The sequence below is a fragment of the Bradyrhizobium sp. SZCCT0231 genome (assembly GCF_018130245.1).
In the GTDB taxonomy this organism is placed as follows: domain Bacteria; phylum Pseudomonadota; class Alphaproteobacteria; order Rhizobiales; family Xanthobacteraceae; genus Bradyrhizobium; species Bradyrhizobium japonicum_F.
Window position 1 is genome coordinate 1 of record NZ_JAFCKP010000021.1, and the last position, 21,782, is coordinate 21,782.

The 21,782-nt window shown below is 65.8% G+C and carries 14 protein-coding genes and 2 pseudogenes; 8 read left to right on the plus strand and 8 right to left on the minus strand.

The window, feature by feature from the left end; all coding sequences use genetic code 11:
- Nucleotides 1-165, plus strand: a pseudogene (locus JQ566_RS34750) (methyl-accepting chemotaxis protein); the annotation flags it as partial.
- Between the two features lie 174 nt (nt 166-339).
- On the opposite strand, the gene JQ566_RS30650 reads toward JQ566_RS34750, so the two are convergent.
- Complete coding sequence (locus JQ566_RS30650) at nt 340-4,146, minus strand: YhdP family protein (RefSeq protein WP_212379337.1); 3,807 nt, start codon at nt 4,144-4,146, stop codon at nt 340-342.
- Nucleotides 4,147-4,341: 195 nt separating this feature from the next.
- Here JQ566_RS30650 and JQ566_RS30655 point away from each other — a divergent pair, with 195 nt between their 5' ends.
- Nucleotides 4,342-5,031, plus strand: a complete 690-nt coding sequence (locus JQ566_RS30655) for a peroxiredoxin (protein WP_212379339.1) — start codon at nt 4,342-4,344, stop codon at nt 5,029-5,031.
- 111 nt (nt 5,032-5,142) lie between these two features.
- Nucleotides 5,143-6,498 carry a M23 family metallopeptidase gene (locus tag JQ566_RS30660; protein WP_212379341.1) on the plus strand — a complete coding sequence of 452 codons (1,356 nt, stop codon included), beginning with the start codon at nt 5,143-5,145 and terminating at the stop codon, nt 6,496-6,498.
- Nucleotides 6,499-6,530: 32 nt separating this feature from the next.
- Here JQ566_RS30660 and JQ566_RS30665 read toward each other — a convergent pair whose 3' ends face one another.
- Together JQ566_RS30665 and JQ566_RS30670 are read right to left on the minus strand one after the other, a co-directional pair.
- Nucleotides 6,531-7,706 (minus strand): DUF5666 domain-containing protein, encoded by a 1,176-nt coding sequence (locus JQ566_RS30665; RefSeq protein WP_212379343.1) that lies wholly within the window; start codon nt 7,704-7,706, stop codon nt 6,531-6,533.
- Nucleotides 7,703-8,581, minus strand: a complete 879-nt coding sequence (locus tag JQ566_RS30670) for a DUF6502 family protein (protein ID WP_212379345.1) — start codon at nt 8,579-8,581, stop codon at nt 7,703-7,705. The genes JQ566_RS30665 and JQ566_RS30670 overlap by 4 nt, the downstream gene beginning before the upstream one ends.
- Nucleotides 8,582-8,706: 125 nt before the next feature.
- Here JQ566_RS30670 and JQ566_RS30675 point away from each other — a divergent pair, with 125 nt between their 5' ends.
- From JQ566_RS30675 to JQ566_RS30695, 5 genes and pseudogenes are all read left to right on the plus strand, one after another.
- The gene (locus tag JQ566_RS30675) at nt 8,707-8,868 is read left to right on the plus strand and encodes a hypothetical protein (protein ID WP_212379347.1); all 162 of its coding nucleotides are present in this window, start codon (nt 8,707-8,709) and stop codon (nt 8,866-8,868) included.
- Between the two features lie 8 nt (nt 8,869-8,876).
- Nucleotides 8,877-10,805: a glycosyltransferase gene (locus tag JQ566_RS30680; protein WP_212379349.1), complete on the plus strand. Its 1,929-nt coding sequence runs from the start codon at nt 8,877-8,879 to the stop codon at nt 10,803-10,805.
- Nucleotides 10,806-10,808: 3 nt separating this feature from the next.
- Entirely contained in the window at nt 10,809-11,549 is a 741-nt protein-coding gene (locus JQ566_RS30685; protein WP_212379351.1) for an ABC transporter ATP-binding protein, read from the plus strand.
- Nucleotides 11,546-12,925: a glycosyltransferase family 4 protein gene (locus JQ566_RS30690; RefSeq protein ID WP_212379353.1), complete on the plus strand. Its 1,380-nt coding sequence runs from the start codon at nt 11,546-11,548 to the stop codon at nt 12,923-12,925. The genes JQ566_RS30685 and JQ566_RS30690 overlap by 4 nt, the downstream gene beginning before the upstream one ends.
- 11 nt (nt 12,926-12,936) lie before the next feature.
- Nucleotides 12,937-14,196, plus strand: a pseudogene (locus tag JQ566_RS30695) (O-antigen ligase family protein); the annotation flags it as partial.
- On the opposite strand, the gene JQ566_RS34755 reads toward JQ566_RS30695, so the two are convergent.
- From JQ566_RS34755 to JQ566_RS30715, 5 genes are all read right to left on the minus strand, one after another.
- Nucleotides 14,105-15,112, minus strand: coding sequence for a DMT family transporter (locus JQ566_RS34755; protein ID WP_249139902.1), 1,008 nt, complete (start codon nt 15,110-15,112; stop codon nt 14,105-14,107). The pseudogene JQ566_RS30695 and the gene JQ566_RS34755 sit on opposite strands and share 92 nt — an antisense overlap.
- A gap of 135 nt (nt 15,113-15,247) precedes the next feature.
- Nucleotides 15,248-16,129, minus strand: a complete 882-nt coding sequence (locus JQ566_RS30700) for an NAD(P)-dependent oxidoreductase (protein WP_212379357.1) — start codon at nt 16,127-16,129, stop codon at nt 15,248-15,250.
- A 2-nt stretch (nt 16,130-16,131) separates the two neighbouring features.
- Nucleotides 16,132-17,263, minus strand: a protein-coding gene (prfB, locus tag JQ566_RS30705; protein ID WP_100234372.1) for a peptide chain release factor 2 whose coding sequence is annotated in 2 segments (ribosomal slippage) — nt 16,132-17,193 and nt 17,195-17,263 — 1,131 coding nt in all. Because the reading frame shifts where the segments join, the coding sequence is not laid out codon by codon here.
- Nucleotides 17,264-17,374: 111 nt separating this feature from the next.
- On the minus strand, nt 17,375-19,879 hold the full coding sequence (locus JQ566_RS30710) for a penicillin-binding protein 1A (RefSeq protein WP_212379359.1): 2,505 nt from the start codon (nt 19,877-19,879) through the stop codon (nt 17,375-17,377).
- Nucleotides 19,880-20,109: 230 nt separating this feature from the next.
- Nucleotides 20,110-21,405, minus strand: coding sequence for an N-acetylmuramoyl-L-alanine amidase (locus JQ566_RS30715; protein WP_212379361.1), 1,296 nt, complete (start codon nt 21,403-21,405; stop codon nt 20,110-20,112).
- Between the last annotated feature and the right edge of the window lie 377 nt (nt 21,406-21,782).

Here is a 21,782-nt window from a genome sequence, read left to right on the forward strand (position 1 = left end):
GCGACCAAGGAGGTCACCACCAATATCGGCGGCGTCTCGACCGCCGCGAACGAGACCGGCAACGCCGCCGGCATGGTGCTCGCAGCAGCTTCGAACCTCTCCAAGCAGGCCGAGCAACTCTCCGGCGAGGTCGGCACGTTCCTCGCAGGCGTGCGCGCGGCGTAAGCGGCACATAACACTCCCAAGCGATCGCCGTCATGCCCGGGCTTGTCCCGCCTGCGCGGCCGAAGCCGCTTCGGCGAGGCGAAGGCCCGGGCATCCACGTTCTTGGTGCCGTGTGGTGAGGCGTGGATGGCCGGGACAAGCCCGGCCATGACGTCGGAGAGAAGCAGGTCGCCGCTATCGCCGCGCGAGGCTGCAGCCGCTCGACAGCTGGCGCGTCGATCCGGTCGAACCGTCGTTCGACTGCGAGGGGAATTCGTCGAACGGCGAGTTCTGCTTGCCGGTGTTGAACTCGAAGATCTTGCGGAACAGGCCCGGCGCCATCGCCGAGATCGGATTGACGCGCATCACGGGCGCGGCCGGCGTGCCGACGACCTCGTAGGTCACGCCGATCAGCCCCTCATTGTTGCCGCCGCCGAGGAAGATGCCGAACAACGGGATCTGGCCGAAGATGTTGTTCACGCCATACATCGGCACGAAAGTGCCGCTCATGCACACCTGGTTGCCGGGATAGTCGATCGAGCCCTCGATGGTGGCACCGATCATCGGCCCCTTGACCACGCCGTCGCGGATCGTGAGCGCGCCGTTCTGCCGGGTGAACTCGGCGCGCAGCGCGCTGAAGGAGACGCCGTTTCCGGTCCCGTTGGGAGCGCCGGCAGCCACGCGCTCCAGCTGCGCCTCGCCCTTCACCGTGAAGTCGCGCACGTTGATGAGACCCTCGCGCGAGGTGTTCGGCTCCGACGTCGGCGGCTCCAGCGCCACCACCATCTGGCCGCCGACCGCCTTGGTGTAGGTGTCGGTGAAGCGCAGCAGCGCGCCGGCATCGTTGGTCTGGAGGTAGATCACCTCGCGGTTGCCCTGCGCGCGGCCGCCGCGCAGATCGGCTGCCACCGGCGTGTCGCGGCCGATCTTGCCGCTGAGCGTGAAGGCTTTGATCGCGCCATTGCGTTTCGACATCTTGGCATCGACGCTGCGCATCGCCTCGCCGTTGAAGCCGGCCACCGCACCGAGCTTCACGTCGATATCGAAATCGACGTTCTTCAGCTTGTTCTTGTCGTCCCTGGAATTGCCTGAGATCGCCGATTTCAGGAAACCGCGGCCGTCGAATACGTCGCCACGCATGGTGCCGCGTACGACACCGTCCTGGTTACGCTCCACCTTCAACGACGCCTTGTCGCCGTCGGACGGCGCGTAGGTCGGGAAGTTCGCGTTCATGAGATCGCCGTTCGCGTCGACCTCGAGCGAGCCCTTGATCGAGGCGCCGCCGCCTTCGATGACGATGTCTTCCAGGCGTGTCGATTGCGCGGTCGGCACCACCTTGAATGTGGCTTTGCCTGACTTGCCCGGCAGCTTGACCCAGCCGGGCAGGATGTTGTCGAGCCTGACCGGGGTCAGGTCAACCTCGACGCCGAGCTTGGTGGTCTGATCCACACCGCTCGCGATCTTGCCCGACAATTTGATCGGCAACGATCCGCTCACGGCGGGGCTGAGATCGAATCCCAGCCGCGCGCGGCTGGCATCGTCCAACGTCGCCTGCAATCTGACATCCGCATCGCCCTCGGTCGGCTTGCGATAGTCGAGCGAGGCTGCCTGGCCGTTGATCTTGACGTCGCCCTTGACCTGATAGCCCTGGTTATTGGCTGATATCTTGAGGTTGTTGGCCTCCAGCTTCTGGTTCATCACCAGCTTGTCGGCGGCAAAGCCGTTGAGCTCGGCGGTGACGGCATAAGTGGTGTCAGCCTTGGTCAGCTCGCCCTTGACCGGCATGCCGAGCTGAATGTTCGCGGAGAAGGTTCCCTTGCTGGTGTTGGGATCGACGACCGTTGCCGACAGATCGCTCAGCCGATCATTGGCGAGCATCTCGGCGGCCGCAGGCACCGGGCCTTCGACACGGAACCTGCTCCGCGACGGCGACGGCTTGGGCGCCATGTCAGGCACCTCGAACACGAAGTCGGAGATCGTGACCTTGCGACCCGAGGGCGTATCCGCAACGCCCTGCCCGATGTTCACGGTCGCGGTGCGCCCGGTCACGCGCGCCTTCAAATCGGCATCGCGCACCACCGGCATGCCGTCCACGGGGCGGACTGCGACGCCGCTCGCTACGATGTTCACCGACAGGCCGTCGTCCGGAATGGGCGGGCCCTTGCGCGGCAGGTTCCTTGTCGGCGAGTTGACGCCGATCTCGATGCGCTGGAGCGTTCCGCGCTCGATCCGTTCGATCACCCATTCACGCAATTCAGGGACGATCAGCGTCGGCCACATCCGCTTCAAGGCAGAGGCCGACATCGGCGTCCCCGCAAAGCCGAGAGTCAGCCGCGGCTCGCCCGAATAGTCGATGGCGCCGGTGCCGGCGACGCCGATCTCGCCGTTGGAGACGTCGGCCTGTGTCAGCAAGATGCGCTTGTGGTCGGTGTCGAAGCGGAAGCCGATCGCAATGCGGTTGAAGACCAGCGGCGGCTCGTTGTCGATGCCGCCGAGCAGGATCGATCCACCGCTGAAGCCGAGCTGCCAGTCGTTGATGTTGCCGTTGGGCGGCTCGAGATGGGCCAGAAGCGTCAGACGGTTGGCGCCGGAGAGAATCTTGAATGGTGCGACCAGCACGCGCCGGTTGGCGTCCCATTCGACATTGATCTCGGCCGAGTCGATTGCCATGGGATAGTCGGGCGTGTCGGTGTCGATGATGTTGCCGGCGCCGACCGCGATCTTGCCGCGGAAAAAGGTCGGCACGCCGTCGCGGCCGAGCTCGCCCTTGAGCTCGCCCGTCAGCGGCAGGTCGGCGGTGTAGGTGAGGTCCTTCACCCGCAGCGCTAGCAGTATGTTGGAGGTCGAGACCTTGTCCGCCTTGATGTCGACCGAGCGCACGCCATTCTCGGCGGGACCGATCGTGGCACGCAGCATCCACGGGCGCGCGCCCTCCTCGCCGAGGCTGAGCGCGACGCCGCCACGGCTCGGCCGGCGCAGGCTGAGCGTGATATTCTCAAACGACCATTTGCTGCCGCGCTGCTGATCGTCGACGATCAGATTGCCGTTCCTCAGACCGATCTCGTTGAGATTCTGGCCGTCGAGGCCGGTCATGCTCAGGCTGTCGAGCCAGTCGAGGCCCTGAAGGATGCCGCTCTGCGCGGGCGCCTGCGGTGCGGCCTGCGATACCTCCGGGCTCGCAGGCGCGGTCGCGAATGGCGGCGGGGGTACACCGTTGCGCGGGAATGTCGGCGGCAGGCCCGCGTCCTTCTTGGACGCGACGCCGGTCGCCAGCGGCTTTGCAGTGTCGCCGGCGGACACGGTGACGGTGCCGTCAGGCGCAATGCGGATTGCGAGCTCGGCATCGACGAGATTGAGGCTCTCGGCGCGCAGGTGCCCCATCAGGAGGGCCGCACCCGACAGCTTCACCTCGGCCTTCGGCGCGCTGGCGACGATGGCGTGATCGCGATCCCGAACGATGATGTCTCGGATGCGGACGGCGATGCGGACCCGCCCGGCGCGCTCGATCTGGGTGCCGCCGATCTCAACCGTGTTGCCGTGACCGATATTGTCCTCGATCGCGGCTGCCAGCCATGGCGTTGCGATGTCCAGATTGATGGGACCGGCGCCGAGCCGCCACCACAGCGCACCGAAGCAGCCGACGAAAATGGCGACCAGGGTGCCGACGACCACGGCCATGCGCTTCAGCCAGCGACCACCCCCCACCCAGCGGCGCAACGCGACGAATCCGTCACCGAAGCGATGGAAGCCCGAACCGGAACGCGCCAGCAACCGGCGTGCGCGATAGCCCGCCGCCGCTTCCTGATCCGGATCCCAGTCGGCGTCGTCCCATTCCTGCGGCTCATAATGGCCGCCGCGCCGATCGAAATCCCGGTTGTAGTCCTGGGGCGACGTATTCCTTGCCATTGCCTCTCGATACAGGCGCCCGTCGTAGGATTGAGCGCCGCCGGGACCGCAGCCGTTCGCGGGAGGTGAAGCTCCCCGCGCCGGCACTGCCGCCATACCTCGAATATTCCTGCTGTTCGTCATTTCGCCCCGGGAGCGCGTTCAACGAGCAGTGGGGTGGTGTGTGGAATTCCTTGTAACCATACTCCGGCGTCGTCAGACTTGCCCAGCCGAGGGCGCGCTTCCGGCACGCCGGACGAGAGCTGCAATACCGCTTCGGTTGACCCGCCGAAAGCGTCGAAAGGAAGGCGTATGTCCAAGAAATCCCGAAAGAAATCGTCCAAAACGTCCTCCGGCAGTCCGACCGCCAAAACGAAGACCGCAAAAACGCGGGCATCGACTCAAGCAAGGTCCGCGAAAACACAGCGGACACCGGCAAGCAAATCAACCGGGACCATAGCAAAAGCAGGATCACATAAGGCCGCATCGAAACAGTTAAAATCATCCAAATCGGCCTCCCCGCCCGCTGCGGCGAAGTCCGGCTTGGCCGAGGGCCAGAAGGCCCCCGCTTTCCGTCTGCCTCGGGACGGCGGCGACGTGGTCACATTGGCAGGCTATGCCGGCCGAAAGCTCGTCCTGTTCTTCTACCCCCGGGCCGACACGCCCGGCTGCACAAGGGAGGCGATCGACTTCACCCGCCTGGCCGACGCCTTCGCTGCCGCCGGCACTGCGGTGCTCGGCATCTCCGCCGATCCATTAAAGGCCCAGGAGAAGTTTCGCGACAAGCACAAGCTCGGCGTTCCCCTCATCTCGGACGAGAAACATGAGATGCTGGAGGCCTATGGCGCCTGGGGTCAAAAATCCATGTATGGCAAGAGCTTCCTGGGGATTCTTCGCACCACGATACTGGTCGGGGCCGACGGTCGGGTGGCCCGGGTCTGGCGCAACGTCCGGGTCGACGGCCATGCCGACGAGGTGCTGGAGGCGGCAAGAAGCCTTTAACCAGTCCGTTAAATTCGCGTGTTCCCGTTTCCGGAAAATTAACCATGACCGGCCCAGATTGCTGCGGCAATGAGGCCGCAAGGAACCCATCCGACCGGCGCGGGAGTGCCGATGTCGAAAAGTTCTGCCCAATACTCGCAGTCCCCCCAACATCATCCACACGACCACGGACGGCCCTTCCAGCGCCGTCCGGCCGCCCCGGCGGCGGCAACCGCGATTCCCCTGCCCGCCACCGACGACGCCTACACCATCGTCCATGCCGGCAAGCAGGTCCGCTTCGGACCCGTGGTGTTCTGGATCGTGGTCGGCACCGTGGTGCTGCTCGGGCTATGGTCGGCAGCGACCGCCACCTATTTTGCGTTCCGTGACGACGTCCTCACCCGGCTGATCGCCCGCCAGGCCGAGATGCAATACGCCTATGAGGACCGCATCGCCGAGCTGCGCGCCAAGGTCGACCGCACCACCAGCCGCCAGTTGCTCGACCAGGAACAGTTCGACCAGAAGCTCGACCACATCATGAAGCGCCAGACGGCGCTGGAGTCCCGGGCCACGGCGCTCGGGGCCATGCCCGACGTGACCGGCTCGATTCCCCGTACCGCCCCGCAGCGAGGCGATTCGAGCCAGGCCACGCCAAAGCCGTCGCCGATCAGCGACACCGTCATCTTCGTGGCGCCACCGGATCGCGAAGCGCGCCTCGAATCGCGCGCGCCGACCGTCGTGGCGCCGCCGACCAGCCAATTCGCCAAGAACCAGGGCTTCGACAACGTGCTAGTCCGGCTCACGACTTCGCTTGACCAGGTCGAGCGCCGCCAGATGGCGGCGCTCAACGCCGTCGAGGAAGGCATGGATTCGCGCATGCGCCGGATGCGCGGCGTGGTCAGCGATCTCGGGTTGAACCTTGCCCATCTCGAAGCCGCCGTGCCGCGCAGCGCGATGGGTGGGCCTTTCGTACCCGTCAAATTGACGGCCAGTGCCGGACCGTTCGAAAAGCAGCTCTATCGCATCAACACGACGCGCGCCGAGATGGACCGTCTCAACCGCACGCTGGCCCTGGTGCCCTACCGCAAGCCCGTCATCGGCGAGGTCGAGTTCACCTCCGGTTTCGGCGTGCGCAGCGATCCCTTCCTGGGCCGGCCCGCGATGCACACCGGCCTCGACTTCCGCGCCGCCAGCGGCGATCCCGTTCGCGTCACCGCCAACGGCAAGGTGGTCTCGGCCGGCTGGTCCGGCGGCTACGGCCGCATGGTCGAGGTCGACCACGGCAACGGGCTTTCGACCCGCTACGGCCATCTCTCCGAGATCAATGTCAGGGTCGGCGAGATCGTGAAGATCGGCCAGGTCGTCGGGCTCGTCGGCTCGACCGGCCGCTCCACCGGTCCGCATTTGCACTATGAGACCCGCATCGAGGGCGAAGCGGTCGACCCGCAGAAATTCCTGCGCGCCGGCGTCCGGCTCAGCGCGGGTTAGTCCCGCGCTTCTCTCCGTCCCGTAAGCGGCCTCTAGCGCCGGCCACCCATTCCGCCTCCAGGGCCGCCGAAGCCGCCACCACCCATTCCACCACCGGGTCCCATGGGCCCGCCGGGCCCTGACGGGCCGCTCGGTCCTGTCGGCGCAGAGCCGGGCGGCGCGCCGAGCCCTGCTCCTGGCGCAGGCGCCCCCGGTGCACCGGGCTGGCCGCCGCCAGAGGTAGTGCCGCGATTTGGATGCAGGATCGAGCCGCCCGACGAGCGCCCGGGATGCTCCGCTCCGCCGGGAGCCTGCCCCGGCGATCCCGGGAATTGCCCAACCGCCTGCGCCGAATCGAGCTGAAGCCCGCGCGACCGGTCGAACACGCCATTGACCACCATGCGCGCTTCACCGGCGGCTGGGCCGAAGCGCGAGCCGTCATGGGCAATGAGCCCGGAGCCGAGCTGGAGGTTCGCCCCCGCCCGCTGCACATAGGCTTCGATCGACAGGCGGCTGGCGCCGACGAGATCCGAAAAATCGTCGATTCGCGTGCGCGCCGCCTGCATCGCCCCCTGGCTCGCGCTGCCCTCGATCTGGACTCGCTGGCCGACCAACCGGGGATCGACGCCGTTCAGCTTCAACCCGCCGATTCGCAAGCCGTCCGGCCCGCGCTCGACCAGACCCGTCACGCGTGCGACCGCATTGCGCCTCGGCTCGACTAGGCTTGCGACGATGACCGCGTCAGTCCGGCGCAAGCCGTAGACGGCGACTTGCGTACCCGTCCGGAGCTTGCTCGCCTTGTCACCGGCGAAGATCTTCTGGCCGAGCACGGTCAGCTCGTTGCCCTTCACCTGCTCAATCGGACCGGAGACCTCGCTCGCGATCGTGATGTTGCGCGTGACGAGCGTGCCGTCGGCCTGACGGATCGCAACCACGCGCGCGAGTTGACCGATACGCAGCGCCCTAGGGCTGGCTGCCTCCCCGTCGATCCGGACCGGCACATCGCTCGCGTAAGTGATGCGCTCGCCGTTGACGTAGATGCTGCCGAAACGCTGGATCACGCCGACGATGCCGGTGCCGCCGATGCCGTGATCATCACCGCGCTTGATCCCGGTGCCACCGATGCCCTGATCGGTGCCGCGCTTGACCTGTGCACGGGCGATAGCCGTGCCGGCGAGCCAGAATCCGGCCAGCAGCAGGCGACGAGAGATGAACGGCGGCCGGCTCATGAAGGACCACCTTCTTTGCCACGCGCCTTCGCTTCACCCCCCTCGTCGGCACCTTCGCTGTAGATGTAGATGCCGAAATTCCAGCGCGCATTGCCACCCTTGTCCTTGGCGAGCGCGCGGTTGGCCTCGCGATTGGCGGTCTTCAGCGCATCCATGGCGAGCTCGCGCGAGCGCGCTTCGAGCCGCCGCGCCAGCTTCGGCGAGATGTTGTTGTAGTGCACCGCGCGCTCGAGGAAGCGTGGCGCGGGCCCGGAGACGTTTTCCGCGGCGGCCGCGATATGGTCGTGCAGATTGCGGCCGAGATAATGCCATTTGCCGTCGTCCTCGCCGCTCGGCACGAAAGCGGCCTCGACCAACTCGATCTCGTCGGCCTCGTTGATGGTGACGAGCTTGCGGTCGATCCACTCGTCGAGCACCGCGCGTGGCCGCACGTCCTTGGTGACGGAAGCGACCAGTTGCTCGAACGAGGGCGCATCGTCCTCGGCCGTGCGCGGCAAAGCGAGCGGCTCGCCCCTGGCATCGGTAAACTCGGGCGCGGCGAGCCAGCGCGCGATCACCGCGCTGGTCAGCGACACTGCTGCCGGCGCCTCGTGCACGGGCGCGCCGGCGCCGCGCAGCCGCGCCACTTCCTTGCGATGGATGCCGGTGAGCAAGCTGACCCGGCTGTCGGTCTGCTCCTTTCCTTCCAGCGAGAAATCGTGCTCGGCGACGTTGACGAACAGTTCGCGAAGCAGCTGCGCCAATGCCGGAAAGGTCATGCCGCTTCGGATGCAGAGCCGCACGAGCGGGCGCAGCAGCCGCGCCAGCGGCGCGTGCAGCTTCGAGGCGGCATTCGGCTGCGGCGCCGCTGCTTTGAACCCGGACTTGGCATTCATGTCTGAACTGTACCAACGCTACACGTGGGACACAATCCCACACTTTCTCGTGTTGCAATTGACGTGGTAAATTTTCCCACATATACGCGACACCACTGAGGGCGCGACATAGAGGGACTTTACCCATGGCTGACCGCTTGGTCCGCATTTCCAGTTCACCGCGTGCTGTGCCGGCTCTCGACTGGGGACACGGTACGATCGAGCCGATGCTGCCGGCGCTGATGCGCAGCGTCATCTTCGTCTCGATGTTGGCCGCACCGTTCCTCGCAGCGCTTCTCGCAGGCTGACCGCCATCATGCATCACACCAGCGACAGCCCGCCCCGCCCGTCGGTGCTGCACATCTTCAAGGTATATTATCCCGACCTGTTCGGCGGCACGCTCACGGTGATCCGCGACATCTGCGCGAGCCTGAAGGATGCCTTCGCCTCCGCCGTGCTGGTCTGCTCGCAATCGGTCGAACGGCGTGAGATCGTCGTCAACGACGTCCCGGTCGAGCGCGTGCGCTCGTTCGGCAACATCATGTCGCTGCCAGCCGCCCCGACCTATCCCTGGCGTCTGTGGCGCAGGATCGCCGAGCACGACCTGCTCGCGCTCCATGCCCCCTTCCCTCTCGCCGACCTCGTCTTCGCCTTCGGAATCGGCGCCAGGCGCCCACTGGTGGTGCACTGGCACGCCGACATCGTCACTCATGCCGGCCTGCGCTGGCTCGTCGAACCTTTGATGCGGCGAACGCTGCACCGCTCCAAGGCGATCATCGTCTCGGACCAAGCGCTGATCGACAACACGCCGCTGCTGCGCGAATTCGAGGACAAATGCCACGTCGTGCCGTTCGGCATCGACACCACAAACTACGATGGGCCGAAGATCGAGCCGCACCATGTCAACGATCGCGGCCGGCTCGTGCTGGCCTGCGGCCGGCTCGTGCCCTACAAGGGTTTCGACGTGCTGGTCCGCGCTGCAGCCGCGCACGATTTCGAGGTCTGGATCATCGGCGAGGGCATCGAGCGGCCGCGGCTCGAGCAGTTGATCCAGGAGCTCGGCCTTCATGACCGCGTCCGCCTGCTCGGCTCGGTCAACGATTGCGAACGCATCAAGCTGATGCGTCTCGCCGACGTCTTCGTGCTGCCGTCGGTGACCAATGCCGAGACCTTCGGCCTCGTCCAGCTCGAGGCCATGGCCGCCGGTCGCCCGGTCGTGAATACGGCGCTCGACACCGCGGTGCCGCGTGTCGCCCGCCACGGCATGGAGGCGATCACCGTGCCGCCCGGCGACGTCGCGAAGCTGGGTGAGGCCATCGATATCCTGATCCGCAATCCCGAGCGACGCCGTCACATGGGGCTTGCAGCGCGCACGCGCGCCCTCACCCGCTACTCGACCACGGCCTTCAGGCAAGGCATGGAGACCGTCTACCGCGATGCCGTTGCCGTACCAAGCAAGGAGCGATCAGCAACCGCGGAGCCACTTCAAGCGACCGCCTGGCTGGACTGCGTTCGGATCGCGGCGGCACTGGCCTGGTCGGACATGCGCCACCGTTACGTGCGTTCGTTGCTCGGTCCGTTCTGGATGTCGCTCCAGATGGCGATTGTGGTGGCGGTTCTGGGCTCGGTGATCGGCCAGATGTCGAACGACGACATGCTGTCGCGCCTGCCCATGCTGGCGCTGTCGATGACGGCCTGGACTTTCCTCAACAGCGTGGTGCTCGACGCCACCACGGCGCTCCAGAACTCCGCGAGCCTGATCCGCGACCGGGCGCTGCCGCCGGTCATCTTCCTGCTGCAATGCACGTTCCGCCAGGCGCTGTTCGCGCTCCATAACGCCAGCGTACCACTCGTCCTATGGCTCATCCTGTCCCGCCATGAGCTCTCCCACGCACCGGCGGCGCTGCCGGGCCTCCTGGTGTTCGTGGTCTGCACCTTCGCCTTGAGCCTCGTTCTCGGTGCGATGGCAACACGCTATCGCGACCTCAAGCCAATCATCGAGTCCACGTTGATGCTCGCCTTCCTCGCCTCGCCCATCATCTGGTCGTCGGAGATGATCAACCACCGCTCGACGGTGATGCGGATCAATCCGCTCACGCATCTGTTCGCGGTGTGGCGCGAGCCACTGGCCGGCGGCCATGTCGACCCCGTCAGCATCGTCTATGTCCTCGTCGCGCTGGCGCTTCTGATCGTTGCGAGCGTGCTGACGCTGCTCCACCTGCGCAAAGCCGCGTTCTGGATCTGATGCATGGTCTCGATCAGCCTACGCAACGTCTGCCTCGACTATCCGGTCTATGGCGCCTACGACTATTCGCTGAAACGGCGGCTGCTCGGCCATCTCATCCGCGAGCCCGGCGAGATGCGGATCATCCGCGCCGTCGACGACGTCACCATCCAGGCTGAAGCCGGCGCCCGTATCGGACTTGCCGGAGCCAACGGCTCCGGCAAGTCGACGCTGCTACGGCTGATCGCCGGCGTCTATCCACCAAGCAGCGGCAGCGTCGCGATCCAGGGCAAAGTCGTGCCCCTGCTCGGGCTCAATGCCGGCGTCAACCTGGATTTCGTGGCCGAGGACAACATCGCGCTGCTGCTGCGGATCGGCGGCCGCAAGCCGACCCGCGGCGTGATCGACGAGATCTGGGCCTTCACCGAGCTGGAGGCGCGCATGCAGCGGCTGCCGCTGCGGATGTTCTCCTCGGGCATGCTGATGCGGGTCCTGTTTGCGACCGCCACGGCCTTTCCGGCCGACATCCTCCTGCTCGACGAATGGCTCAGCGTGGTCGACGAGCACTTTGCCGAAAAGGCGCAGGAGCGGCTCCTCAAGCTCATGTCGCAGGCGGCGATCGTGATGATCGCCTCGCACGACCAGCCGCTGCTGCGCCGCACCTGCACCAGCATCATCAACCTCGATCACGGCCGCATCGCCTCGACCATCACGGTCAACCCGCCGGCCCCCAACGCCTTCGAGCTCCGCGAGAAACGCGCATGAAGCACAACATACTCGTCATCTCCGAGTCGCTCGGACAACCCAATCACAAGCGCGGTATCTTCCACTTCACCCGGGAATTGGTACGTTCGCTCGCCTCGGAAGGCCACGAACTCACGCTGGTGGTGGAGACCACGAAGCGCTACCGCAAGCTCTGCCGGCGCGAGCGGCGTACGAGGCTGTTCGCGGCGCAATCGCGCAACATCGAGCTGCTTGCGCTTTATCGCTACCTCGACGAAATCAACGTGAGCGGGCCGTTGACGCTCAGCGGCACGCGCCGCAAACTTGACTGGCTCCGCCGCAGGGTCGGCCTGTTGCTGTCGCGGGACAACACCGTCTGCCTCCTGCGCGCGATCGGCCTGCTCGGCCTGCCCACGCGCCTGATCGAGAACCGGCCCGCCGCGCTCGAATACATTCCGCCGGATCTGAGGCACCTCGAGCTGTTCGGCGACTTTCAGCTCGAGCCCGGCTTCTTCAACTATCAGGACGCATCGGCCTTCTTCCTGCTGCCTCCGCCGCGGATCGACGCGCGCGATTACGACTTGATCGTCGTGGACACCCCGACACGGGTGGTGATCAGGCGCAAACCCGGCGCCAAGGTGATCTGCATCGTCCACGACCTGTTGCCGCTCACCGACCTCAAGCTCAGCGACATCGCCACGCGGCAGTTCCTGGCGCGAATCCGCACCAGCCTGCGCCAGGCCGACGAACTCGCCTTCGTTTCAAACTACGGCATGATGCGGTTCAGGGAACTGCTGCCGCAATTTGCGCGCCTGCCGGCGCGGGTCGTGTATCCCCGCACCCGGTTCGACGCCCCGGATGTCCTGCACCTTCCAGCCCCGTCGGGGCGTCCGGGGCGGCCGAGCTTCGTCGTCATCGTCTCGAACGAGCCACGCAAGAACGTGGCCGCCGTCGTCCGCGCCTTCCGCAACGTTCCCCACGCCGATCTCGTCGTGATCGGCTATGCCGGCGAGATCAGCCGGATGCGCAACCTCCCGCCCAACGTCCGCTTCGCCGGCTATGTCGACGAGCACGAGAAGGCGGCGCTGATCGCGGAAGCGCACGGCCTGATCATGCCGAGCCTCGCCGAAGGTTTCGGCGTGCCGATCATTGAGGCGCTGGCTGCGAACACGCCGGTGCTGTGCTCCGACATCGCCGTCTTCCGCGAGGTCGCGGGCGAGCTCGCCGACTATTTCGACCCGTTCTCCACGGAGGCGATCGCCGCCTCCGTCACCCGCGTACTGACGCGGCAGGAGGAGTGCCGCGGCCGGATTCGGGCGCGGCGCCACGAGCTCGCCGAACGCTTCGGCTACGAGACCCAGGCCCGGGATTTCCTCAGCCATGAGGCGCCCAGAGAAAGCCTGGTCGCAGCACAGTAAGCGTCAGCCACATGCCCGCTGAGCAAGCCGTATCGCCCAGTCCGGCCAGCCCGCCAGCCGTGTGCAACCGATCGCAGGCCCCGGGCCACTCCGACCGGCTGTTTCGTGCTGCCGACCTGTTCGTCATCCTGATCGCGGCATCGCTGCCCTGGTCGACCACCGCGACTTCGATCTTGGTCGGGTTCTGGTTGCTTGCGGTGACGCCGACCATCGCCTGGCGCGCCTATGCGCGCCAGCTTGCGCGACCGGCGTTTGCCTTGCCCTTGGCACTCCTGCTGCTCGCGCTTATTGGCGCGCTGTGGTCAGAGGGTGCGTGGGCAGACCGGCTGCATGCGATCAAGCCGGTTGCAAAGCTCATGCTGATTCCGCCGCTGCTCTACCATTTCAGCCGGTCCGAGCGCGGCTTCCATGTCTGCATCGCCTTTCTCGCCTCCTGCGCGCTGCTTGCCGTGTTCTCCTGGATCGTGCTGCTCGATCCCGCCTGGAAGATCAGTGCAACGGCGTCATCAGGCGTTCCCGTCAAGAACTACATCGACCAGAGCCAGGAGTTCACGCTCTGCGCCTTTGCGCTCGCGCTGCCTCTCTGGCGCGGCAGGCGCGCGGCGACAACAGTCGTCTGCCTGGCCCTGATCCTGCTGTTCGTCACCAACATGGTGTTCGTTGCCTCGGCCCGCACCGCCCTGCTCTGCATCGCGGTGCTGCTGGCGCTGTTCGCCTTGAGGCATTTGAGCCGGCGGGCGGCGCTGGTCCTGCTCGCAGGCACGGTCGCCGCGAGCCTGTTGGCCTGGACCACATCGTCCTATCTGCGCCAGCGCATCGACGACATCGCCGTCGAATACCGCCACGGCCACGAGGACATCAGCCGCGCCTCGACCGCGCAGCGGCTGACCTATTGGCGCAAATCGCTCCATGCCTTTATCGAGGCGCCTCTGATCGGCCACGGCACCGGTTCGATCAAGCGCCAGTTCGAGCGCGCCGCCACCAGCGAAAGCAGACTCGATGCCGAGGTCGTGAGCAATCCGCACAACCAGACCCTCAACGTCGCGGTGCAGTGGGGCCTTCTGGGTGTCGTCCTGCTCTACGCCATGTGGATCGCTCATCTTCGCATGTTCGCGGGTGAAGGCTTCGCCGCCTGGATCGGCCTCGTGGTCGTCGTACAGAACATCGCGAGCTCGCTGCTCAACTCGCACCTGTTCGATTTTCATGAGGGCTGGATGTATGTGCTCGGCGTCGGTGTCGCCGGCGGCATGGTGCTGAAGGCCCAAGCCGGAGAAGCGACAGGCAGCCCGCGATTGCTGGCTGGGCTCGCCCGTCAATCACCAGCAGCGCGCTGCCGATGACGATTGCGCCCGCGATCTCGCGTCTGGAGATCGGCTCACCCAGCACCAGCCACCCCAGCAGGATGGCGGTGACGGGAATGAGCAGCGCCACCAGCATGACATTGCTCGCACCCGAGCGCCGCACGATCTGGAAGAAGACGATGTAGGCGAGCGCCGTCGACAGGCCGGCGAGGCCGAGCACCGCAAGCCATGTCGTGACGCTCGGCATCGCAAGACGCCAGGGCTGCTCCACCGCACCGGCGATGATCGCCATCATCACGGTCGATGCGATCAATTGAAACGTCGCCGTTCCAAGAGGCGGAGAATCCTTCAGCAGCCGCCGCGCCGCCAGCGCCGCAAAGCCATAGCTCAGTGCGCCGCCAAGGCAGAGCAGGATACCGAGCCCCTGTCCCGGCCTTGCCTCGAAGCCCCATCCGCGCAGAAGGATCACGCCGGCAAGGCCCAACACCACCCCGGCCAGGCGGCGCATCTGCAAGGCCGACTCGCCCGCTGCAATCATCACCACAACCGTGAACATCGGCGTGGTCGCGTTCAGGATCGACGCCAGCCCGCTCGGAATGAATGTCTGCCCGATCACGATCAGCGAGAACGGGATGACGTTGTTGAGCAGCCCGATCGCGACGAACGGCGTCCAGCCCGCCCAGCTCTTGGGAAAGCCGATTCCCTGCATGCGGAGCAACGGCAGCAGCAAGGCCGCGCCAAGCGCAACACGCAGGAAAACCAGGGTCAGCGGCGGCAATTCCCGCAAGGCCGCGCCGTTGAAAAAGAACGATCCACCCCAGAGGATCGAGAGCACGGCGAGCAGCGACCAGTCTCGCGCGTCGATCCGGTTGTCTTTGGGGGGCATGCGTTTCACCTTGGCGGCCGAACCTGCCGCGTAAGACAGCACGGCAGGCAGAGCCACCCGATTTCCGATGAAGTTTGGAATTCCAGTGTGCGGAAGAGACAGGGCGAACACGGCTGCCCCATGTAGATGTACGGACTAGGGCGGCTTCTTCGGCCGCGACACCAGTTCGATCATCCTGCCTTCGTCGTCATCCGGCATCTTCGCCTTCGCCTGCGCGTAGGCCTCGACCGCGGCGCGCGCGACCCGCGGCTTGCCCGCGAGCAGGCTCTCCGCGAGCTTCACGGCATAGGCGGCATCCTTATGCCGCAGCGCTGCGGTGAAGGTCGCGCCGCTGAAATCACGGGCGACCATGCGCTTGGAGTGACGCTGCACCTGCGGGCTTGCGGCCACGCCCGCCTGGATCGACTCCAGCACCAGGTTCATGTCGAGCCCGGCCTGCTCGGCGATGGCGAGGCCCTCGGCGAGACCAGCGATCTGGATTGCGCCCAAGAGATTGTTGATGAGCTTGTAGACCGTGCCAGCGCCGACCGGGCCGAAATGGCGGATGGTCGAGCCGATCGGCGTCAGATACAGCCGCGCGCGTTCGAGGTCGGCGGCATCGGCGCCGGCCAGCAGCGTCAACTTCCCGGCCGCCGCCGCGTCCGGCAATCCCGTCACGGGACAATCGATATAGATCAGCCCGCGCGCATTGAGCTCGCGGCCCATCTCGCGGGCGTGGTCATAGGAGACAGTGGAGCACTCGATCGCGATGGTGCCGGCCTTCGCCGTGTTGGCCGCGCCGTTCGGCCCGAGCCAGACCGCGCGCGAGGCCTCGTCATCGGCGACCATGGTCACGACGGCGTCAGCATCGATCGCGGCGTCCTCCGGCGAGGTCGCCCAATGCGCGCCGCGCGCGATCAGGTCTTCCGCTTTTGTCCTGCTGCGATTCCACAGCGTCACCGTGAAGCCGGCATCGAGATAGCGGCCGGCCATGCCATGGCCCATCCGCCCAAGCCCGATGAAGGCGACGCGGGGCATGGCTAGTCCACGTCCTCGACGTCACCCGCGGTGGTGCCGAACGCGCGCTGCGCCAGCGTCGCGGCCATGAACTCGTCGAGATCGCCGCCCAGCACACCAGACGTGTCGGAGGTCTGCACGCCCGTGCGCAGATCCTTCACCATTTGATAGGGCTGCAGCACGTAGGAGCGGATCTGGTGACCCCAGCCGATGTCGGTCTTGGCCGCCTGATCGGCGGCGGCCTTCTCCTCGCGCTTCTTCAGCTCGATCTCGTAGAGCCGAGCACGCAGCATGTCCCAGGCCTGCGCCCGGTTCTTGTGCTGGGAACGGCCGGCCTGGCAAACCACGGCGACACCTGTCGGGATGTGCGTCAGGCGCACTGCGGATTCGGTCTTGTTGACGTGCTGGCCGCCGGCACCGCCCGAACGCATGGTGTCGGTGCGGACGTCGGATTCCTTGATGTCGATCTTGATGCTGTCGTCGATGACGGGAAACACCTGCACGCTCGAGAACGAGGTGTGCCGCCGCGCGTTGGAATCGAACGGCGAAATGCGCACCAGGCGATGCACGCCGGCTTCCGTCTTCAGCCAGCCATAGGCGTTGTGTCCGGAGACCTGGATCGTCGCCGACTTGATGCCGGCCTCCTCGCCCTCGGACTCTTCGAGGTACTCGACCTTGAAGCCATGCGTCTCGGCCCAGCGCGTGTACATGCGCAGCAGCATCTGCGCCCAGTCCTGGCTCTCGGTGCCGCCGGCGCCGGCATGGACTTCGAGATAGGAATCGAAGCGGTCGGCTTCGCCCGACAGCAGCGCCTCGAGCTCGCGCCGCGCGACTTCCTTCTTCAGGTTCTTCAGCGCAGCTTCGGCTTCGGCAACGACACCGTCATCGCCCTCGGCCTCGCCGAGCTCGATCATGCCGATGTCGTCTTCGAGCTCCTGCTCGACCTTGCCGATGCCGGACAGCGAATCCTCCAGCGAGGTGCGCTCCTGCATCAGCTTCTGGGCCTTCTGGGGATCGTTCCAGAGGTTGGGATCTTCTGCGAGCTTGTTCAGCTCGGCGAGGCGTGCCGTCGATTTCTCGACGTCAAAGATGCCTCCTCAGCAGCCCGACTGACTGCTTGATCTCTTCTACCAACCGTTCGATTTCGGCGCGCATGTCGTTCTCTGATCTCGCGGAATCCCGCGTGCAATTCGAGATGGGGATGTAGCGGCGGTGGCTCGAAAGCGCAACCGCCGGAACCGCGATCGTCTGTCTTGTCCCTAAGCCCTAGTACAGCCCGCCGGTGCCCGGCCGCATGAAGAAGCCGGAATCCGGCTGCTGCTGTTGCGACGCCGGCATGCGCCCGTCGGCGTCGGCGACGCCGATGACCGAATAATTATCCGGCGGCGCCGTACCCGGCTTGAAGGCTTCGAGGATGGTTCCGCCGGTCTCGCCCGGGCCGGCGCGCATGCCGGTCTTGGCGACGACGCGGACGAGCTTGATGCCGGCCGGCACCTTGAACGGAACGGCGGGCTTGTCGGCGAGCGCGAGCTTGAGGAAGTCGCGCGCGATGGGAGCTGCCAGATGGCCGCCGGTCGCGGCGTTGCCCCTGCCCAGCGGACGCGGCTTGTCGTAGCCCATGTAGATGGCGACGGCGATGTCGGGCGAGAAGCCAACGAACCAGGCGTCCTTGGCCTCGTTGGTGGTGCCGGTCTTGCCGGCGACGGGTTTGCCAACGTCCTTGACGACGGTGGCCGTACCAGCCTGCACCACGCCTTCCATCAGCTCAGTGATCTGATAGGCGGTCATGGAATCCAGCACCTGCTCGCGGCGGTCGATCAGTTGCGGCTCCGGCTGGCTCTTCCAGCCGCCCGGCGCGTCGCAACCGCGGCACTCGCGCTGATCGTGCTTGAAGATGGTGCGGCCGTAGCGGTCCTGGATACGGTCGATCAAGGTCGGCTTCACCCGGCGGCCGCCATTGGCGAGCATCGAGTAGGCCGTGACCATGCGCATGGCCGTGGTCTCGCCGGCGCCGAGCGCGTAGGAGAGATAGTTCGGCAGCTCGTCATAGACGCCGAAACGGCGGGCATATTCGCCGATCAGCGGCATGCCGATGTCCTGCGCGAGGCGCACCGTCACCGTGTTGAGCGACTGCCGCAGCGCGTTGCGCAGCGTCACCGGTCCCTGGAACTTGCCCGAGGAGAAGTTCTCAGGCCGCCACACACCGGCGCCCTGGCCCTGATCGATTTCGATGGGCGCGTCGAGCACGACGGTCGAGGGCGTATAGCCGTTGTCGAGCGCGGCCGAATAGACGATCGGCTTGAACGACGAACCCGGCTGCCGATAGGCCTGCGTGGCGCGATTGAACTGGCTTTGGTCGAACGAGAAGCCGCCGACCATCGCGAGCACGCGGCCGGTCCAGGGATCCATCACCACCATGGCGCCGGAGACTTCCGGGATCTGGCGCAGCCGGTACTGGCCTTCGACCGGTTGTCCTTCCTTGGTGTAGAGCGGATCGGCATAGATCACGTCGCCGGGCTGAAGCACCTGCGACACCGCCGTCGGCGTCTTGCCCTTCGTGCCGCCCTGCACGGCCCGCGCCCAGCGCACGCCGTCCACCGTGACGATGCCGGTTTCGCGCTGTTTGCTCACCGCGCCGCCAAGCTCGCGGCTCGGCTGGAAGCCGATGCGCGCCGACTGATCGCTGGTCTCCAGCACGACCGCCATGCGCCACGGCGAGATATCGGAGAGCGATTTGATCTCGGCGAGCTTCACGCCCCAGTCGCCAGAAATATCGAGCTTGCTCATGGCGCCGCGATAGCCCTGCTGCTCGTCATAGTTCACGAGACCTGCGACCATGGCCTTGCGCGCCATGACCTGGATCTTCGGAGCGAGCGTGGTGCGAACCGACAGGCCACCCTCGTAGAGCTTCTTCTCGCCGTAGCGCTCGAAGATGTCGCGGCGGACTTCCTCGGCGAAATATTCGCCGGCGAAGGTGTGGGCGCCGTTGGAACGGCTGGTGACCGCCAGCGGCTCCTTGCGCGCCTTGTCGGAATCGGCCTGCTTGATCCAGCCGTTCTCCAAGAGACGGTCGATCACGTAATTGCGGCGCTCGATGGCGCGGTCGCGGTTACGCACCGGATGCAGCGTCGCCGGCATCTTCGGCAGCGCCGCCAGATAGGACGCTTCCGCCACCGTCAGCTCGTTCACCGACTTGTCGAAATAGACCAGCGAGGCGGCGGCGATGCCGTAGGCGCCGAGGCCGAGATAGATTTCGTTCAGGTACAGCTCGAGGATCTTGTCCTTCGAGTAGGTCTTCTCGATCCGCATCGCCAGCAAGGCTTCCTTGATCTTGCGGGCGAAGGAGACCTCGTTGGTGAGCAGGAAGTTCTTGGCGACCTGCTGGGTGATCGTGGAAGCACCCTGCGGACGGCGGTTGGAGCCGTAGTTCTGCAGGTAAAGTAATCCGGCGCGCGCCATGCCGGTGTAGTCGATGCCGCCATGCTCGTAGAAATTCTTGTCCTCGGCGGCCAGGAACGCGTTGATCACGAGCTTGGGCACCGCCTGGATTGGCAGATACAGCCGCCGTTCCTTGGCGTATTCGCCGAGCAGCGAACCGTCGACCGCGTGCACGCGGGTCATCACCGGCGGCTCGTAATCCTGGAGCTGAGAGTAGTCCGGCAAGTCCTTGGAGAAATGCCAGATCAGGCCTGCCACGGCCCCGACACCGACGAGGAACACCACTGTTCCCGCGGCGAACAGGAAGCCCATGAACCGCACCAGCAAGCGCATTATCTGTTTATCCGTTCAAACTCTGGATCAGCCCAGTATCAGCCCCTTAGCACCCCAAACAGGCGCCAATTTCACGTCGCGAATTCGCCGGCTTACGCAATCACATCAATGCCGGACTTAAGACGCTTGCCGAACAGGATTCTCGCCGATTCCGGAACCCCCTGCTGGGTTTTTATAAAGGGTCCGCTGTGGCCAAACTAGGGCCTTTGGGTCGGGAGGAACAAACCGTTTCAGTTGGACGTCCCGGCTGTGGCCATCCGCTTGGTCAAAAATCCGTCGATCGCCTGTGCCATCGAGCCCACGGCGCGGGACCGCCACCCCTCGGAGACCAGGTGCTCGCGGTCGCCCTTGTTGGAGACATAACCGATCTCGACCAGCACCGAGGGCACGTCGGGCGCCTTCAGGACCCGGAATCCGGCGGACTTCAGGGGATGCTTGTGCATCCGCACCGTCTGCTTCATTTCACCCATCAAGAGGCGGGCGAAACGGTTTGAAAAGGTGCGGGTTTCGCGCTGCGTGAGGTCGATCAGGATGTCGGCGACGTCGGTCGGCTCCTCCGCGAGGTTGAAGCCGGCGATCGCATCCGCCCGGTTCTCCGCATCGGCCAGCCGCTGGGCCTCGGCGTCGGACGCCTTGTCGGAGAGCGTATAGATGGTCGCGCCTTGCGCATCGCCTTCGGCACGCGGCAGCGCATCGGCATGGATCGAGACGAACAAGGCCGCCTTGAGATTGCGGGCGATCTTGGTGCGGTCATGGAGGGGAATGAAGGTGTCGTCGTCCCGCGTCATGACCACGCGGTACTTGCCGGCCTTCTCCAGCCTGTCGCGTAGCGCCCGGCCAAAAGCCAGCACCAGGTTCTTTTCGCTCTCACCGCCCGACTGCGTCCCGTTGTCGATGCCACCATGGCCGGGATCGATCACGACCACCGGACGGCCGTCGGCCTTCTGCTGCGCGGCTTCCGGGGTCGCCGCGCCGGGAACCGTGGCAGGCGGCGACGCCGCGATCGCGGGCCGCAGCTCGGGATGGTTTTCGGGGGCAGGCGACGGCACGAAGGCGGAGCGATCGACCTCCTCCAGCTCGAGCACGAGCCGAGCCGGCTGGCCGTTGGCCGCCTCCAGCACGTAGGAATTGGCGATCTTCGCCGGCCCGGTCAGATCGAACACGATTCGCGAGCCGCCCGGCATGACAAGCCCGTAGCGGAAGGCCTTGACCAGCCCCCGCCCCCCGCTCCCGGCCCCGGCGGGCAGCTGAAAATTGACTTGCGGGACGTCCACCACCACGCGGTAGGGATCGGCCAGCGTGATGGCGCGGAAGGTGACGGTCTGATCGAGGTCGAGGATGAAGCGGGTCTGCTTGCCATCGCCGGCCAGCCGGGCGGCCGAGGCGATTGGAAAATTCGCTGCCGCAACAGCGGGTTGGAGCTCGCTTTCCGCAGCAATGAGGCGCGAGGAATCAGCACACGGCAATGCCGCGATGCACAGCAACACGCCTGCCAGCAAAATCCGTCGATTTGTGCGGCTCGCCACCGATTCCGTGCCTCCGAGCAGCCCTCTTAACGCAATAGAACCACAGGGTTAATCGCTCTTTAATGACGAAAACGCGAAACTCGCCGACTGTGACCGCCGTGCGACGCTCCCTTGCACGGCTGGCTCATTCCTCGTATGTACGGAATGCTGACGGCCGATATTTCCGGTTGTGTCGCATTCAGCCTCCCGGTGCAGCGCCGGAACTCCCAAGGTTTGGGAATTCCAGCGTTTTCCGCTTCCCTCTAAGACCAGCGCGGTGCGCGGCAGCGAGGTGGAGCGGGTCAAGCTCCGGCGGCGGACGGTCTCGGGTTACCACTCATGTTACCGGGACGGTTCTGACAGCGACGTAACCCATTACCCGGTCCCTTGATCCCAAG